This is a genomic window from Myceligenerans cantabricum (genome assembly GCF_054777735.1).
On record NZ_BAAHAJ010000005.1, the window covers coordinates 210,918 to 228,020 of the forward strand.

Here is a 17,103-nt window from a genome sequence, read left to right on the forward strand (position 1 = left end):
CGAGTCGGTCGCCACACCGCCTGGAGCGGACACGCGCCCGCGAACCGCGGACCCGTCAGGCGCGGACCGTCAGCGCTGCCCGTGCCTCGACCGTCTCCGTGCCGCCCTCCTGGACGGTCACCGTCCTCTCCTCGGCGTCGCCGGGGACGTCGCCGGTCGACTCGCGGCCCACGATCCGGGAGTCGGGGACGACGCGACGGAACGGGCCGGTCTCGCCCCCGGAGATCCGCGCGGCCAGGAGCTCCACCGCGGTCTCCGCGATCTGCGCCCGGCCCGGGGCGACGGACGAGAGGGTCGGGACGGAGTAGCGCGCGTCGTCGATGTCGTCGAAGCCGATCACCGCGACGTCGCGCGGCACGTCCATCCGGCGGGCGTGCAGGGCGTGCAGCGCTCCCAGGGCGAGGGCGTCGTTGAGGGCGAAGACGCCGTCGACCTCGATGCCCTCGTCGAGCAGGCGGCCCATCGCCTCCGCGCCCGTGGAACGGTGCCACAGCCCCGCCTCCGCGACGAGCGCCGGGTCGTAGGGCAGGCCCGCCTCCGCCAGCCCTTCCCGGTAGCCCGTGGTGCGCAGCGCGGCCGATCCCACCTGCTCGCCCTCGTGACCGCCGATCACGGCGATCCGCCGCCGGCCGAGCGAGGCGAGGTGCATGGTCGCCGCCTTGGCGGCCGCCACGTTGTTCATGGTGACATGGTCGGCCGGCGCCCCGAAGACGCGCTCGCCGAGCACGACGAGCGGGAAGTCGACGTCGAACAGCTCCAGGTCCTCCGGTCCGAGCTCGAGCGGCGAGAAGATCAGGCCGTCGGTCATGTTCCGGCGCCGGCCCGTGAGGACGTCCACCTCCCGGTCCCGGCCGTGGCTCGTCTGCTCGATCAGCACGGTGAGGCCGCGGGCGTCGGCGGCGCGGATCACGGAGTCGGCGAGCTCGGCGAAGTACGGGAGCGACAGCTCCGGGACGGCTAGGGTGATCATGTCCGTGCGCCGGGTGCGCAGGCTGCGGGCGGTCTCGTTGATGCGGTAGCCGAGGTGGCCGATCGCCTCCTCGACGCGTTCGCGCGTCGAGGCCCGGATGTGCGGGTAGCCGTTGACCACGTTCGACACGGTCTTGATCGAGACACCGGCTCTCGCCGCAACGTCCTGCATGGTCACAGCCACGAAACACTTCCTCCCGACGCCGGCCTCCCAGCCCGCACGCCCAACAGCGTATGCCAACCGTCCACGGCCTGGTGCCCGGCCGCGCTCCGCCCCCGGACCACCTAGCCTCTAACGTTGAACAATCCCTGCGAAGGAGCTCGTATGCCTGACCTCGCCCTCGACGCCGTCGTCGACCTCGACGTGCCCGGCCCCACCATCGACCGCCATCTCTACGGGCAGTTCGCCGAGCACCTCGGCCGGTGCGTCTACGAGGGGTTCTGGGTGGGCGAGGACTCGCCCGTCCCGAACGAGGGCGGCATCCGGCTCGACGTGGTCGAGGCGCTGCGCGAGCTGCGGATCCCGAACCTGCGGTGGCCCGGCGGGTGCTTCGCGGACTCGTACCACTGGCGCGACGGTGTCGGCCCGCGCGGGGAGCGCCCGCGGATCGCGAACGTGCACTGGGGCGACGTCATCGAGGACAACGCCTTCGGTACGCACGAGTTCCTCGCCCTGTGCGAGCTGCTCGGCACGGAGCCGTACGTGTCGGCGAACGTCGGCTCGGGCACCGTCCAGGAGACCGCCGACTGGGTCGAGTACCTCACCCGCGGCGACGACGCCCCGATGGCCCGCCTCCGCCGGGAGCACGGCCGGGACGAGCCGTGGCCGGTGACGTTCTTCGGCCTCGGCAACGAGCCGTGGGGCTGTGGCGGCAACCTGCGCGCCGACCAGTACGCCTCGCTCGCGCGGCTGCACTCGACGTACGCGCGCGACCTGTCCGGGAACAGGCTCCGGCGCGTGGCCGCAGGGGCGAACGAGGACGACTACGCCTGGACCGAGACGCTGATGAAGCAGGTCAGCAAGGGCCTGGGTGACGAGGACCCGGCACCGCTCTTCCAGGCCGTGTCGTTCCACTACTACACGATCCCGGGCACCTGGGGAGCCAAGGGCGCCGCGACCGGCTTCACCCAGGACGCGTACTGGACCACGATGCGCAAGGCCGGTCGCGTGCGTGACCTGATCCGCGGGCACTCCGCCGTCATGGACGCGTACGACCCGCACGCCAAGGTCGCGCTCGCCCTGGACGAGTGGGGCACCTGGTTCGACGTCGAGCCCGGCACCGAGCCCGGCTTCCTGTACCAGCAGAACACGATGCGCGACGCGCTGGTCGCGGCCGTGCACTTCGACGCGTTCCACGACAACGCCCGCCGGCTCCGGCTCGCGAACGTCGCCCAGGTGGTCAACGTGCTGCAGTCGATGCTGCTCACGGACGGTGCGCGGATGCTGCGCACGCCCACGTTCCACGCGTTCGCGATGTCGGCGGGCCACCAGGACGCGTCGGCGCTGGCGGTGCACGACGTCGCCCCCCGGGCAGCACGCGGCGTCGACGGGACGCGCCTGCCCACCGTGTCGACGTCGGCCTCGGTCAAGGACGGCGCGGTGCTGGTCTCGCTGACCAACCTGGACCCGGGCGCGCCGGCGCGCGTGCGCGTCGCGCTCCGCGGCGGCTCGGTCGCGCTGGACGGCGCGACGGTCCTGGCAGCTCCGGAGGGTTCGGTGGCCGACGACGCCGTGGGTGTCCACAACACCTTCGACTCCCCGGACACGGTCGCGCCCCGTGGGCTGTCCTCGGTGTCGGTGACGTCCACGAAGGGCCAGGACGTGCTGGAGGCGGACCTCCCGCCGGCGTCGTTCACGACGGTCCGCCTGACGCCGAACTGAGTTCCGGGGGACGTGGCGCCAATCCGACCGCAAGCGATCGGTCGGTTCTTGAATGGTCGGTCCGTCCTTGAGTGATCGGCTGTTTGAGCTGTCGATCACTCAAGGACGGACCGACCACGCCGCGGGGCGGTCGGCGCACGACGGGCCCCGCGGCGTCAGCTCACGACGCCCCGTGCAGGATCCACTTCTGGACGGCGTTGCCGTTGTCCGTGTACTGGGAGATGCGCGCGCCGGGGTCGGTCGCGAAGTCGTACAGGTCGAGGGCCTTGCCCGAGCTGCGATTGAGGAACGTCACGGTCCCGTCGCCGTTGGCCCGCACCCGGAACTGCTGGTTCTCCCCTCCGGTCGCGTCCCACTGCACGACGTCGGCCCCGTTGGCGGTGCTGCCGTCCACCACGTCCAGCACCAGACCCGAGTGCCGCGCCTCGATCGTCGAGTAGCCGGCGCCCGCGTCGGCGAAGCGGAACTGCTGGTTGGCGCCACCCCACGAGCTCCACTGGGTCAGCGCGGCGCCAGGCTCGGTGGACTGCCCCGCGATGTCCCACACGAGACCCGAGTGCGCCGACTCGACCGAGTACCAGGCCCCCGGGTCCACGGTGTCCGAGCCGCCGAACGCCGCGCGCAGCCGGTCGTACTCGGCCTGCGTGACCGGCAGGACGGTGCCGTGGCGCGGGTCGGTGGGCATGTCGTAGCCGGACACCGGGGTCCAGGCTCCGGAGGCGAGGTTCGTCGTCTCGAAGGGCACGTAGCCCCGTCCGCCGAACTCGTCGATGAACAGGTACCAGCGGTCCTCGGTGTTGGACTTGAAGATCGTCGGGCCCTCACCCTGGCCGATCGCGCCCTGCCCGATGCACTCGGCGACGAAGTCCCAGCTCGTGTCCCGCAGGTCGGTCGCCTGCTCGGCGGTGATGAACTTGCCGCACGGCGCGCTGCCCGAGTTGGAGCGCTCGTCCTTGGTGAAGCGGTAGTAGGTGCCGTCGTGCTGCGTCACCGTCGAGTCGATCACCGAGTACCCCGGGTCGATCCAGGCCTGTGCCGTGCTGAAGGTGCTGAAGTCGCTGGTCGTCGCGTACATCATGCGGTTGTAGGACGAGCCCGTGTGGTTCGGGTCGCTCTCCGCGTACAGCTTCGAGGCCCAGAACACGACGAACTCGCCGCGCGCCTCGTCCCAGTACGCCTCGGGGGCCCACGTGTTGCCGGCCGTGGGCGGCGACACCAGCTCCAGCCGCGGCTCCGACCAGGTCACCAGGTCGTCCGACTCCCACACCACGATGTTCCGCGAGCCGTGCCGCTGGGCGCCGTCCCAGTCACCGTTGCCGTGGATCTTGAGGTCGGTGGCGATCTGGTAGAACCGGCCGGTCTCGGGGTTCCGGATGATGAACGGGTCGCGGACGCCGCCCGTGCCGATGTCCGACGTGAGCACGGGCTGGTTCCCGTTGAGGTCGTCGTAGTGCAGCGGGTCGTCGCCGCGGCTCAGGCCGAAGTAGACCTGCTCGCCGTCGGCCGTGCCCTCCCCGGTGAAGTAGGAGAACAGGTAGCCGGCGTACGGCTCGTCGGCAGCAGCGGCCGTCGCGGCCTCGGTCTGCTGTCCGACGGCGCTCCTGGTGGTGCCGTCCTGTCCGCTGGCAGCCACCGCCGGGGCAGCCAGCGTCACCGCGAGCGCCGTCGTGGCCAGCGCGGCCCACCGTCGTCGTGCACGTGTGGTCATGATCGTTCCTCCGTCACATCGTCGTGCCAGGTGTTCGGTCCGGCGTCGGCCGACGGGCGTGCGGCGTCGGCCGGCGGGTCGTGTGCCGTCGTCAGCCGACGGGGTGCAGGTTCCACCTCTGCGTGGCGGCGCCGCTGTCGGTGTACTGGGAGATGCGGCTGCCCGGTTCGGTGGACCACTCCCACACGTCGAGGGCCTTGCCGGAGTGGCGGTTGACGAACGTGACGGTCCCGTCGCCGTTCTGCCGGACCCGCCACTGCTGGTTCGTCGCGTTCAGGTCGTCCCACTGGGCGATGTCGGCGCCGTCGTCGGCGTTCCAGTCGTAGACGTCGAGGACGAGTCCCGAGTGCCGTGCCTGGATGCGGTGGTACCCGTTGCCCGAGTCGAGGAAGCGGAACTGCTGGTTGGTGCCGTCCCAGCGGGTGTACTGGGTGAGCAGCGCGCCCGGGGCCGTGGACTGGCCGGCGATGTCCAGGACCAGCCCCGAGTGGGCCGACTCGATCGCGTACCACCCGTCGCCGGGCACGGTCCCGCCGCCGTAGGCGCCGAGCAGCGCGGCGTGCTCGGCCGCGGTGATCGGCAGGACGGTGCCGTGCCGCGGGCTGGGCGGCAGGGCGGCGCCGGGTACGGACGTCCACTGCCCGGAGGCGAGGTCGGCCGTCTCGAACAGCATGTAGCCCTGGCCGCCGTGGTAGCTGGGCTGGTCCTGGATCATGTACCAGCGGTCGTCGGTCAGGGAGGGGAAGACCGACGGGCCCTCTCCGGCGGTGAAGGTGCCGCCCCAGGGGTTGGGCTGCCCGACGCCGACCCGCTCGGCGACCATGCTCCACCCGTCACCGAACGTGACGCCCTGGGTGCGGTGCAGGTCCGTGGACGTCTCCTGCCGCACGGTCATGTCGGACTCGTCCTTGGTGAACCGGTGGTAGACGCCGTCGAGCTGGACCACGGTGGAGTCGATCATGCCCAGCCCGGCACCCTGGCGCTCGTCGATCCACACGCGCGGCTCGGAGAAGGTCCGGAAGTCCGTGGTGGTGGCGTACATCATGCGCTGGTAGGAGTCGTTGATGTTCCGCTGCGCCGGGGGCAGGGACTCGGGGTAGAGCGCCGAGGCCCAGTAGACGACGTACTCCTGGTTCGCGGCGTCCCAGAACGCCTCGGGCGCCCACAGGTTGCCGGCGTTCTCGGGGGCCAGGTCGATCTCCCGCTGCGCCGACCAGTCGACCAGGTCGTCCGACTCCCAGACCATCATCGACCGGGATCCGGTCTCCTGGGCGTCCCCGAAGTTCCCGCCGCCGTGGATCTGCAGGTCGGTGGCGAGCAGGTAGAACGTCGAGCCGTCGCCGGACCGGATGACGAACGGGTCCCGCAGCCCCTGGGTGCCGAGCGTGGAGGTGAGGACGGGCTCGCCGCCGTTGAGGGTCTGCCAGGACGTCGGGTCGTCCGCGGTGGAGACGGCGAAGCTGATGGTCTCGCCGTCGGCGGTGGACTCGCCGGTGAAGTAGGGGAAGAAGTAGGCGTCGCCGTCACCGGGCGCAGCCGCGGCGGGCGGGGCGCCGACGACCGCGGAGGTGGCGGCCGCCGTGACGCCGAGCACGCCGGCCAGGGCGGCGGCCGCGACGGCCGCGAGGGTTCGTCTCAGGGAGAGGTGCATCGTTGCTCCATCCGTTCGGGTCTCGGTGGTGCGTGTGGGGTGCGCCGGTGTTCCGGGGCCGTGCCGCCCGGCCGCGCGCCGGTTACTCGCCCGAGGGGGGCGTGATGACCTGGCCCGACGGGACCGGCGTGCCGAAGTTCGGCGTGCCGTCACCGTTCCAGGTGATCTTCTGGACGCGCGTCTGCCGGGTGGACCCGCAGCCGTCCGTCGAGGACGGGTTCCCGTGGTAGACGAGCCAGTCCTCCGTCCCGTCCGGGCTCTTGAAGAACCCGTTGTGGCCGGGCCCGTAGACGCCGTTGCCGCGCTGGAGCGCGGGCGTGGACTGCTTGGTCCAGGCCGACGGGTTCATCGGGTCGGAGCCCGTGAGCTCGAGCAGGCCGAGCTTGTAGTCCGGCGTGTTGCACGACGATGCCGAGAACGACACGAACGTGCGGCCGCCGTGCTTCAGCACCGCGGCGCCCTCGTTGGTGCGCCCGCCCTGGGTCTCCCAGGCGTATGTCGGCGTGGAGATGGTGGTGGGCGATCCGGTCGTGGTCCACGGATCGCTCATCCGGATGATGCGGTTCGTCTGATCCGCGCCGATCCACTCCGAGAAGAGCAGGTAGAGGTTGCCGTTGTGCTCCAGGTAGGAGCTGTCGATGTTCCACCGGTCGGGCATCGGGGTACCCATGTACTCGTACGGTCCCATCGGCGTGTCACCGGTGGAGCGCAGCACGCGGATCTTCTGCCCGTCGAAGTTGGTCTGCGAGTTGCCGGACGTGTAGGTGAGGTACCACGTGCCGCCGATCCGGTGGAACTCGGGTGCCCAGTGGCTGCAGCAGCGGCCGGCGTCACCGGCGTCGTCCCACACCACCTGGTCCTGGGCGGTCTTCAGGCCGGCGAGGGTCGACGCGCGGCGCATGATCACCGTGGAGTCCCACGTGGTGGTGGACATGTAGTAGCTGCCGTCCCAGTACTCGATCCACGGGTCGGCACCGTTGCTGCGGATCGGGTTGCTCAGCCCGGCGGCGCCGTCGACGGAGATCAGGTTCCACCGCTGCGCGTCGAGCCCGTTGTCGTCGTACTGGGAGATGCGGGCGCCGCGCTCGGTCGACCACTCCCACAGGTCGAGGGCCTTGCCGGAGAAGCGGTTGAGGAACGTGACGGTGCCGTCGGAGTTCTCCCGGACCTGCCACTGCTGGTTCTCGCCGCCGAGGTCGTCCCACTGGACGATGTCCGCGCCGTTGTCGGCGTTCCAGTCGTAGACCTCGAGCACCATGGACGAGTGCCGGGCCTGGATCCGGTAGTAGCCGCCGCCCGAGTCCAGGAACCGGAACTGCTGGTTCTCGCCGTTCAGGCGGTCCCACTGCTGGAGCCCGGCGCCGGCCTGGGTGGAGATGTCCGTGACGTCGAGCACCAGGCCCGAGACGGGCGACTGGATGGTGTACCACTGACCGGTGTCGACGGCGGCGCGCGCCGTCGTCCTCGGCACCACCACCAGCGCGACCGCCACCATGGCGGCGATGGTGAGGAGCGCGGCGAGCGAGAGACCCACTCGCACGCGTCGTCCGGGGTGTCGTGCGTTCGTCATCATGATCCATCCTTCACATCGTTGTAGAGGAACGGGCGCCGTCGGCCGCTCGCCATCTCACGACGACGGGCGGCCGACGGCGGGCGCTACGTCTTGCGCAGGGACAGGACCCGCTGGAGGACCACGAAGATCAGCAGCAGCACGCCGATCACGATCCGGGTCCACCAGGAGCTGAGCGTCCCCTCGAACTGGATGATCGTCTGGATGGCGCCGAGCGTCAGGACCCCCAGCACGGAGCCCAGGACGAACCCGGTACCGCCGGTCAGCAGCGTCCCGCCGATCACCACCGCGGCGATGGCGTCCAGCTCCATGGCCACGCCGCTGAGCGCGTACCCGGAGCTGCTGAACATCGCGAACAGCACGCCGCCCAGCCCGGCGCACGTACCGCTGACGACATAGGCCAGCACCTTGGTCCGCGCTACGGGCAAGCCCATGAGCAGCGCGGACTGCTCGCCGCCGCCGACCGCGTACACCGTGCGGCCGAACCGCGTGTAGTGCAGGATCACGAACCCGACCCCGACGATGACCAGCGCGATCAGCACCGCCGTCGTCATCCGGAAGTAGCCGAACCAGGAGTCCCAGCCGGCCAGCGACCGGAACCCCTCGTCCGTGATCGGGATCGCCTGCGGGGCGATGACGAAGCACAGCCCGCGCGCGAAGAACATCCCCGCAAGCGTCGCCACGAACGGCTGCACCCCGAACCCCTGGACCATCACGCCCTGCGCCAGCCCGATCACCGAGCCGGCCAGCACCGCCAGCAGCAGGGCGATCCCGACCGGGAGCCCTGCCTGCAGGAGCGAGGCCGTGACCACCGTCGACAGCGCCAGCACCGACCCGACCGACAGGTCGATCCCGCCCGTGAGGATGACGAAGGTCATGCCCACGGCCAGCACGATGAGGTGGGCGTTGTTGATGAACAGGTTCGAGTAGACGGTCGGGGTGAGGAAGTTCTCGTACCGCGTGCCGCCGATCACGAGCATCAGCGCGAGCACCACGAACGTGCCCAGCACCGGCAGGTACCGGCGGTCGAGCCGGACGGCCCGCAGCGGCGACCGCGTCGCCCTCTCGGTCGTCGTGGTCATCGGGTGACCTCCTTCTCGTCGGCCGGTTCCGCGGGTTCGGCCGCCCCGGGGGCGGCCGAACCCGGACCACCCGCGCCGCCGGCGGACCCGTCAGCGCTCTTCGACGGGTCGGACGGTGGACGGCTGCGGAGCGCCGCCACGGCGAGCCGCTCCCGGACCCGCGGGGACTGGAGCAGCGTCACAGCGACCACGACGAGCGCCATGAACAGCGGCGTGACGTGCGGCGAGATGCCGAGCACGGTGACCGTGCGCTCGAGCGTCGCGATGACGAGGACACCGGCGAACGTGCCGGACAGGTTGAACTTGCCGCCGCTGAGCGCGGTGCCGCCGATCACGACGGCGAGGATCGCGTCGAGCTCGATGAAGATGCCCGCGTTGTTCGCGTCGGCGGCCATGGTGTCGGCGCTGACGAGCACGCCCGCGAGCCCTGCGAGCAGGCCCGCCGCGGCGTAGACCGTCCACGTCAGTGTCCGCGAGCGGACGCCCGCGAGCCGGCTCGCCGCCGGGTTGATGCCCGTGGCCTCGAGGAGCATGCCGAGGGCGGTACGCCGGACGACGATCGCCACGACCACGAACAGGCCGACCGAGATCCACACCGCGACCGGCAGCCCGAGGAAGAATCCCGAGTTGAGCGCCTTGTAGGGCGCGCTGGTGACCGTGGTGATGAAGCCACCGGTGATCAGCATCGCGACGCCGCGGCCGGCGGTCATGAGAATCAGCGTGGCGATGATCGGCTGGATGCCGAGCACCGTGACGAGGAACCCGTTCCACAGACCGAGCACCAGGGACAGCGCGAGCGCGAGGCCGACCGCCAGGAACACGGTGCCCGGGCTGCCGGGATCCGGGCTGTCGGAGATGACCTTCAGCGCGACCGCGCCGGAGACCGCGACCACCGCCCCGACCGACAGGTCGATACCGCGGGTGGCGATGACGAGCGTCATGCCGAGCGCGATGAGCAGCAACGGCGCGGCGGACCGCAGGATGTCGACCGGCGCGCCGAACAGATGGCCGTCGGCGAACGACACCTCGAGGAAGGACGGCCGGGCGACCGTGTTCGCCGCGACGAGCACGACGAGCGCTGCCACCGGCCAGAACAGATGGTGTCTCAGGGCCTGCCTCATGCTGCGTCACCTCCGGCGATCAGGTCGACGACCTGGTCCATCGTCGTCCCCCGGGCATCGACGGTGGCGACGACCTTCCGGTCGCGCAGCACCGCGATGCGCCGGCTGAGGCGCAGGACCTCCTCCAGCTCGGCCGAGATGAAGACCACGGACATGCCGTCCGTGGCGAGCTCGACGACAAGCTTCTGGATCTCCGCCTTCGCTCCGACGTCGATGCCGCGGGTGGGCTCGTCGAGCACGAGCAGCCTCGGCGCCGTCGCGAGCCAGCGGGCCAGGAGGACCTTCTGCTGGTTGCCGCCCGACAGGTTGCGCAGCAGCGCCTCCGGGTCGGCGGGGCGGATGCCGAGCCGGTCGATGTACTTGCGCACCACCGCGTCGACCTCGCGGCGCGGCAGCGGGCGGACCCAGCCGCGCTCGGCCTGCATGGCGAGCACGATGTTCTCGCGGACGGTCAGCCCGTCGACGATGCCCTCGCCCTTGCGGTCCTCCGACGTGTAGGCGATGCCGTGCGCCATCGCCGCGCGCGGGGTGTGCAGCCGTCGTGGCGTACCCTCGACGCGCGTCTCGCCCGAGTCCGGGCGGTCGGCGCCGGTCAGGAGGCGGGCCAGCTCGGTACGGCCCGAGCCCAGCAGCCCGGCCAGGCCGACCACCTCGCCGCCGTACACGTCAAGGTCGTACGGCTGGATCGAGTCCTTCCGGCCGAGGCTGAGCGCCTGGAGACGGGGGGCGGCGCCGCCCGAGCGGTCGGGACCCTGCTCCTGCACGCGCTCGACCGACTCCAGCACCTCCGCGGTCCGGCCGATCATGTGCTTGATCAGCTCGCCGGCAGGCAGGTCGGCCGTCGCGAACTCACCCACCAGGCCACCGTTGCGCAGCACCGTCATCCGGTCGGAGACGGCGTAGACCTGGTCCAGGAAGTGCGAGACGAAGAGGATCGCCACGCCGTCGTCCCGGAGCCGGCGCATCACCGTGAACAGGCCCTCGACCTCGTCGGCGTCGAGGCTGGAGGTGGGCTCGTCGAGGATCAGCACCTTGCAGTCGCTCACGGTCGCGCGGCAGATGGCCACGAGCTGCTGCACCGCGAGCGAGTGGGAGTCGAGGCTCGAGCCGGGATCGATGTCCAGCCCCATGCGCTCGAGGTGCCGGGCGGCCAGCCGCCGCATCTTCGACCAGTTCAGGCCGCCGAAGCCGCCCACCCCGCCGAACCAGCGCGGCTCGGCGCCGAGCATGATGTTCTCCGCGACGGTGAGGTTGCCGCAGAGGTTGACCTCTTGGTAGACGGTGCTGACGCCGTGCGCCCGCGCGTCGCCCGGGCCGCTGAAGCGCTGCTCGGCGCCGTCGACCCTGATGGTCCCCGCGGAGGTCTGGTGAACCCCCGTGAGGGCCTTGATGAGCGTGGACTTGCCCGCCCCGTTCTCGCCCATGAGGGCGTGGATCTCGCCGGGATACAGGCGGAAGTCCACCCCGGCGAGCGCCGTCACCGGCGGAAACTCGACCGTGATCCCGGCGAGCTCAACGACTGGTTGCGTCGTCACGTCGAACCCTTTCTCGCACGCATCAGCCCGGCCGCGCCCCCGCCGAGGCGGCGAGCTGCGCGTGCAGCCCCCTGCCTCGACGGCGCGCGGGGCCGAGGCGGCGGGTCACAGGTGCAACCCCTGCCTCGGCGGCCCGCGGTCCGCCGGGGCAGGGGGGCCGCACTCGCAGACCCCCCTGCCCCGGCGGCGTGGCCGGGTCGTCCGTTGGTGTGGATCAGTACTGACGGTCCGGGAGCGCCTCGGCCGCGCCCTCCTGGTCGAAGGCCTCGTCCTGCGTGACGATGCGTTCCTCGACCTCTTCGCCGGCCACCGTCTGCTGGATGACCTCGGCCAGGTCCGGACCCAGGAGCGGGTTGCACTCGACGATGTAGTTGAACTTGCCGTCGGCGAGGGCCTCCATGCCGTCCTTGACGCCGTCGATCGTGATGATCTTGATGTCCTCGCCCGGCGTCTTGCCCGCGGCCTCGATGGCCTCGACGGCGCCCAGGCCCATGTCGTCGTTGTGGGCGAACACCATGTCGATGTCGTCGTGGGCGGTCAGGAAGCCTTCCATGACCTTCTTGCCGCCGTCGCGGGTGAAGTCGCCGGTCTGGGAGTCGACGATCTCCAGGTCGCTGTCGCCGATCGCGTCCGCGAAACCTTCCTGGCGGTCGATCGCAGGTGCCGAGCCCGTGGTGCCCTGCAGCTCGACGACCTTGTACCCCTCGCCGTCGTACTGCTCGGCGGCCCACTCGCCGGACCGAGCGCCCTCCTCGACGAAGTCCGAGCCGATGAAGGACACGTACGCGTCCTCGACCGAGGTCTCGACCGCGCGGTCCGTCAGCACGACGGGGATGCCGGCGGTCTTGGCCTCCTCGAGCACCGCGTCCCAGCCGGTCTCCACCACGGGGGAGAACGCGATGACGTCCACGCCCTGGGCGATGTAGTTGCGGATCGCCGAGATCTGGTTCTCCTGCTTCTGCTGAGCGTCCGAGAAGCTCAGGTCGAAGCCGTTCTCCTCGGTCAGCGTGTCCTTGATGGACATCGTGTTCGCACTGCGCCAGCCCGACTCGGCGCCGACCTGCGAGAAACCGACGCTGATCAGGTCGTAGCCGCCGCTCGCCTCGTCACCACCGTCTGCGCTCGGCGGCTCCGAGCTGCACGCGCCGAGGGCGAGCAGCGCCGTCGCGGACAGCGCGGCGAAGGTTGTGCGAACGATGGTGTGACGTGCCATTTCTCCTCCTTGAGACCCCAGTCCGCTTCGACCGGAGATAGCGCACTTAGTGGGTAAGTCGCCCCACCGTCCGCTCATGTTAACGCTCACATGAGGGGTGGGGGAAGGAGGGAGAGTCACGTTCGAGTAACGACATCGCCGGGTACGGGCCGGGTCTCGACAGGACAGGAGCCCGGTCCCCCTTGCGGGGACCGGGCTCCACATCGCCGCGCAGGGGGGTCAGAGCCCTTGGGCCAGCCGGTAGTAGGCCTGGTTGAACCGCACCTGGTCGGTGAACCCGCGGCGGGTCGTCGACTCGTCGATCACGAGCAGCTCAGTCTCCGTGATCGCCGCGAACACCTCGAACGCCTCGATCCCGACAGCGGTGGACATCACGGTGTGGTGCGCCCCGCCGGCGGTGAGCCACGACTCCGCCGAGACGTCGAGGGACGGTCGCGGCTTCCAGACCGCCCGCGCCACGGGAAGGTGCGGCAGGTCTGCCGGCGGCACCACCGTGTCGACGACGTTCGCCGTCAGGCGGAACCGGTCGCGCATGTCGGCGAGCGAGACGAGGACGGCGCCCTCCACCGCGTCGGCGTTGAACACCATGCGCACCGGGTCCTCGCGCCCGCCGATCCCCAGCGGGTGGATCTCCACCCGCGGCTTCGCCGTCGTCAGCGACGGGCAGACCTCCAGCATGTGCGCGCCGAGGATCAGCTCCGAGCCGGGCGTGAGGTCGTAGGTGTAGTCCTCCATGAGCGAGGCCCCGCCCGGCAGGCCCTCGCCCATCACCTTGGCGGCGCGCACCAGGACCGCGGTCTTCCAGTCGCCCTCGGCGCCGAAGCCGTAGCCGGCACCCATGAGCCGCTGCACGGCCAGGCCGGGAAGCTGCCGCAGCCCGCCCAGGTCCTCGAAGCTCGTCGTGAACGCCTTCGCGCCGAGCCCGTCCAGGAAGGAGCGCAGCGCGATCTCCTGACGGGCCGCGTACCGGAGCGACTCGTGCCGCGCACCGCCGGCGCGCAGCTCGTCCGCGACGTCGTACAGCTCCTCGTACTCCGCCACGAGCGGGTCCACGGCGTCGTCGGCGACGGCGTCCACGACCTCGACGAGGTCGTTCACGCCCCACGTGTTGACCGACACGCCGAACCGCAGCTCCGCCTCGGTCTTGTCCCCCTCGGTGACCGCGACGTTGCGCATGTTGTCGCCGAACCGCACGAGCTTCAGCTCACGCACCGCCGCGGCACCCGCGGCGCCGCGCACCCAGGTCCCCACGCGCGCCGTGACGCGCGGGTTCGACACGTGACCCACCACCGTGGTGCGTGCCGCGCCGATCCGCGTCGCCAGGTAGGCGTACTCGCGGTCGCCGTGCGCGGCCTGGTTGAGGTTCATGAAGTCGAAGTCGATCGAGTCCCAGGGCAGCTCGACGTTCGCCTGCGTGTGCAGGTGCAGGAGCGGCTTGGTCAGCACCGACAGGCCGCTGATCCACATCTTCGCCGGGCTGAACGTGTGCATCCACGTGACGACGCCGAGCACGCGGTCGTCGGAGCTCGCCTCCAGCATGGCGCGGCGGATCGCGTCGGCGTCCTTGAGCACCGGCTTCCAGACGACGTGCGCCGGCACGTCGCCGGACGCGTCGAGCGCGCGCGCGACCTCCTGCGACTGCTCGGCGACCTGGCGGAGGGTGTCCTCGCCGTAGAGGTCCTGGCTCCCGGTGAAGAACCAGACCTCGCGGTCGGCGTAAGGCTTCGTCATGAGTTTCCTTTCTCTGCACGACGACGGTGGCGCCCGGACGGTCGGCCAGTGGCCGGCCGGGTGTCCGGCGTCGTCCTACTTCTGGCCGTAGACGTTCTGATAGCGGTCGTAGAGGGAGTCGACGTGGACCTGGTCGATCGGGAGCGGGTCACCCAGCTGACGGGAGACGTGCACCGCGCGGGCGACCTCCTCGCACATCACCGCGGCCTTGACCGCGGCGCGGGCGTCCTTGCCGATGGTGAACGGGCCGTGGTTCGCCATCAGCACGGCGGGGCTGCGGGAGCCCTGCAGCGTCTCGACGATGCCGCGCCCGATCGAGTCGTCGCCGATGATCGCGAACGGCCCCACGGGGATCGGCCCACCGAACTCGTCGGCCATCATCGTCAGCACGCACGGCACGGCCTCCCCGCGGGCCGCCCAGGCGGTCGCGTACGTGGAGTGCGTGTGCACGACGCCGCCCACGTGCGGCATGTGCCGGTAGGTGTAGGCGTGGGCGGCCGTGTCCGACGACGGCTGGTGGGCGCCACCGTGGATCATCGTCCCGTCGAGGTCGCAGACCACCATGCTCTGCGGGGAGAGCTCGTCGTACGAGACCCCGGACGGCTTGATGACCAGCAGGTCGGCGCTGCCGTCCGCGGCCCCGCCGAGGGACTCCGGGACGCGCACGCGCTGGGAGACGTTGCCCGCGGTCCAGACGACGAGGCCGTTGCGCGGCAGCTCGGCGTGCAGGTCGGACACGACCTGGCGGGTGCGGGCGATCTCCGCCCGCACCTCGGGTGCGTAGCTGCTGAATTCCTCGGCGGTGCTCATCCGTGGTTCTCCTGAGTGCTGTCGGTGTACGTCGGGCGGCCTGCTCGGGCTCCACGCACCGCGGCGCGGGCCGGTGCGGCGGGTGCCGTGGCCGTGCGGCGGGTGCCGTCGGCCGGTGCGGCGGAAGCCTGTGGCATCGGTCGGTGGCGTCAGCCGGTGGGCAGCGCCTCGACGGCGGCCCGCTCGGCGGCGAGCCCGGCCGTGTAGCGCTCGAGGTAGGCGGCGAAGCCGGCGACGTCGTCGGCGTCGGGGCGGACGACGTCGACCACCGCGTCGCCGAAGACGTCCGCGGCGAGGTACTCGTCGAGGCTCCGGCCCGCGCCCGACCGCCGGTACGCACCCAGCACGGCCATCCCCCAGGCACCGCCCTCCCCGGCCGCCTGGCCGACACCGACCGGGGCGCCGATCGCGGCGGCCAGCATCCGCTGGGCGACCCCCGCGGTCCGGAACAGGCCGCCGTGGCCGAACATCGTGTCGATGACGACGTCCTCGTCGGCGAGCACCCGCATGCCGAGGCTCAGCGTGGCGAACACGCCGTAGATCTGGGTGCGCATCAGGTTCGCGAGGGTCAGGCGGCTGTCCGGGGTGCGGATGACCGTCGGGCGGCCCTCGGACAGGCCGGCGATCGGCTCGCCGGACAGATGGTTGTAGGCGAGCAGGCCACCGCCGTCGGGCTCGCCGTCCAGGGCGGCGCGGAACAGCGCCTCGAACACCGTGTCCGCGTCGGACGGGCCGCCGACGGCGGCCGAGAGCTCACGGAACACCTCGGCCCAGGCACCGAGCTCGCTCGCGCCGTTGTTGCAGTGCACCATCGCGACGAGGTCGCCGGCGGGGGTGGTGACGAGGTCGAGCTCCGGGTGGTGCCGCTCCAGCGCGCCCTCCAGGACGACCATCGCGAAGATGCTGGTGCCCGCGCTGATGTTGCCCGTGCGGGGCTTGACGGCGTTGGTGGCGACCATGCCGGTGCCGGCGTCGCCCTCGGGCGGGCAGAGCGGTACGCCCGGCCGCAGGGTGCCGGACGGGTCGAGGAGTGCGGCGCCCTCCGGGGTGAGGGTGCCCGCGTCGGCACCGGCGGGGAGGATCTCCGGCAGGAGGTCGGCGAGGGCGCCGTCCGCCCCGTCCGAGCGCGAGGCGACGAGCTCGTCGAAGCTCGCGAGCATCCCGGTGTCGTACTGCCGGGTGGCCGGGTCGACGGGGAACATGCCGGACGCGTCTCCGACACCGAGCACCTTGCTGCCGGTCAGGCGCCAGTGCACGTAGCCGGCGAGCGTGGTGAGGAACGTGGTGCGCGGGACGTGCGGCTCGTCGTCCAGGATCGCCTGGTAGTGGTGGGCGACGGACCAGCGCAGCGGGATGTTGTACCCGAACCGGCCGGTGAGCTCGGTCGCCGCGGCCTCGGTGGTGGTGTCGCGCCAGGTACGGAAGGGCACGAGCAGCTCGTCGCCGTCGAAGGCGAGGTAGCCGTGCATCATCGCCGAGACGCCGATGGCGCCGAACGTGGCCGGTCGCACGCCGTACTGCCGCTCGACGTCGGCCGCGAGCGCCGCGAAGCACTCCCGCAGACCCGCCCATACCGCGTCCAGCGAGTACGTCCAGTGACCGCCGGTCAGACGGTTCTCCCAGTCGTGGCCGCCGCTCGCGATCGGGGCATGGTCCGGCCCGACGAGCACCGCCTTGATCCGCGTGGACCCCAGCTCGATCCCGAGGCTGGTCCGGCCCTGTTCGATGGCGTCCCGGATTCCGTCCGGGCGCCCTGTCACCACATCGTGCTCCTGCGCCATGGAGAGATGTTAACGCTCACACAACCGTACGACGAAACCGAGCAGGGTTC

The 17,103-nt window shown here is 71.3% G+C and carries 12 protein-coding genes; 1 reads left to right on the top strand and 11 read right to left on the bottom strand.

Annotation, left to right across the window (positions count from 1 at the left end):
* Positions 1–55 precede the first annotated feature (55 nt).
* Positions 56–1,153 carry a LacI family DNA-binding transcriptional regulator gene (locus ACYU96_RS05845; RefSeq protein WP_460750158.1) on the bottom strand — a complete coding sequence of 366 codons (1,098 nt, stop codon included), beginning with the start codon at positions 1,151–1,153 and terminating at the stop codon, positions 56–58.
* Between the two features lie 141 nt (positions 1,154–1,294).
* Between ACYU96_RS05845 and ACYU96_RS05850 the strand changes: the two genes are divergently transcribed.
* A complete protein-coding gene (locus ACYU96_RS05850) occupies positions 1,295–2,851 on the top strand; it encodes an alpha-N-arabinofuranosidase (RefSeq protein ID WP_460750160.1) in 1,557 nt (518 codons plus the stop codon).
* A gap of 160 nt (positions 2,852–3,011) precedes the next feature.
* On the opposite strand, the gene ACYU96_RS05855 is transcribed toward ACYU96_RS05850, so the two are convergent.
* The 10 genes from ACYU96_RS05855 to ACYU96_RS05900 all read right to left on the bottom strand — a co-directional run bounded on the left by ACYU96_RS05855 (position 3,012) and on the right by ACYU96_RS05900 (position 17,053).
* A complete protein-coding gene (locus ACYU96_RS05855) occupies positions 3,012–4,559 on the bottom strand; it encodes an RICIN domain-containing protein (protein ID WP_460750163.1) in 1,548 nt (515 codons plus the stop codon).
* Between the two features lie 91 nt (positions 4,560–4,650).
* The gene (locus ACYU96_RS05860) at positions 4,651–6,210 is read right to left on the bottom strand and encodes an RICIN domain-containing protein (RefSeq protein ID WP_460750165.1); all 1,560 of its coding nucleotides are present in this window, start codon (positions 6,208–6,210) and stop codon (positions 4,651–4,653) included.
* A gap of 82 nt (positions 6,211–6,292) precedes the next feature.
* Entirely contained in the window at positions 6,293–7,780 is a 1,488-nt protein-coding gene (locus tag ACYU96_RS05865) for a family 43 glycosylhydrolase (protein WP_460750168.1), read from the bottom strand.
* Between the two features lie 86 nt (positions 7,781–7,866).
* On the bottom strand, positions 7,867–8,862 hold the full coding sequence (gene yjfF, locus ACYU96_RS05870) for a galactofuranose ABC transporter, permease protein YjfF (RefSeq protein ID WP_460750170.1): 996 nt from the start codon (positions 8,860–8,862) through the stop codon (positions 7,867–7,869).
* Positions 8,859–9,983, bottom strand: a complete 1,125-nt coding sequence (locus ACYU96_RS05875) for an ABC transporter permease (protein WP_460750173.1) — start codon at positions 9,981–9,983, stop codon at positions 8,859–8,861. The genes yjfF and ACYU96_RS05875 overlap by 4 nt, the downstream gene beginning before the upstream one ends.
* Positions 9,980–11,518 carry a sugar ABC transporter ATP-binding protein gene (locus ACYU96_RS05880; protein WP_460750176.1) on the bottom strand — a complete coding sequence of 513 codons (1,539 nt, stop codon included), beginning with the start codon at positions 11,516–11,518 and terminating at the stop codon, positions 9,980–9,982. The genes ACYU96_RS05875 and ACYU96_RS05880 overlap by 4 nt, the downstream gene beginning before the upstream one ends.
* A 214-nt stretch (positions 11,519–11,732) precedes the next feature.
* Complete coding sequence (locus ACYU96_RS05885; RefSeq protein WP_460750179.1) at positions 11,733–12,731, bottom strand: ABC transporter substrate-binding protein; 999 nt, start codon at positions 12,729–12,731, stop codon at positions 11,733–11,735.
* A gap of 219 nt (positions 12,732–12,950) precedes the next feature.
* The gene (gene araA / locus ACYU96_RS05890) at positions 12,951–14,462 is read right to left on the bottom strand and encodes an L-arabinose isomerase (protein ID WP_460750181.1); all 1,512 of its coding nucleotides are present in this window, start codon (positions 14,460–14,462) and stop codon (positions 12,951–12,953) included.
* A gap of 75 nt (positions 14,463–14,537) precedes the next feature.
* A complete protein-coding gene (locus ACYU96_RS05895) occupies positions 14,538–15,272 on the bottom strand; it encodes an L-ribulose-5-phosphate 4-epimerase (protein ID WP_460750184.1) in 735 nt (244 codons plus the stop codon).
* A 149-nt stretch (positions 15,273–15,421) separates the two neighbouring features.
* Positions 15,422–17,053, bottom strand: a complete 1,632-nt coding sequence (locus ACYU96_RS05900) for a xylulokinase (protein WP_460750187.1) — start codon at positions 17,051–17,053, stop codon at positions 15,422–15,424.
* Positions 17,054–17,103 lie beyond the last annotated feature (50 nt).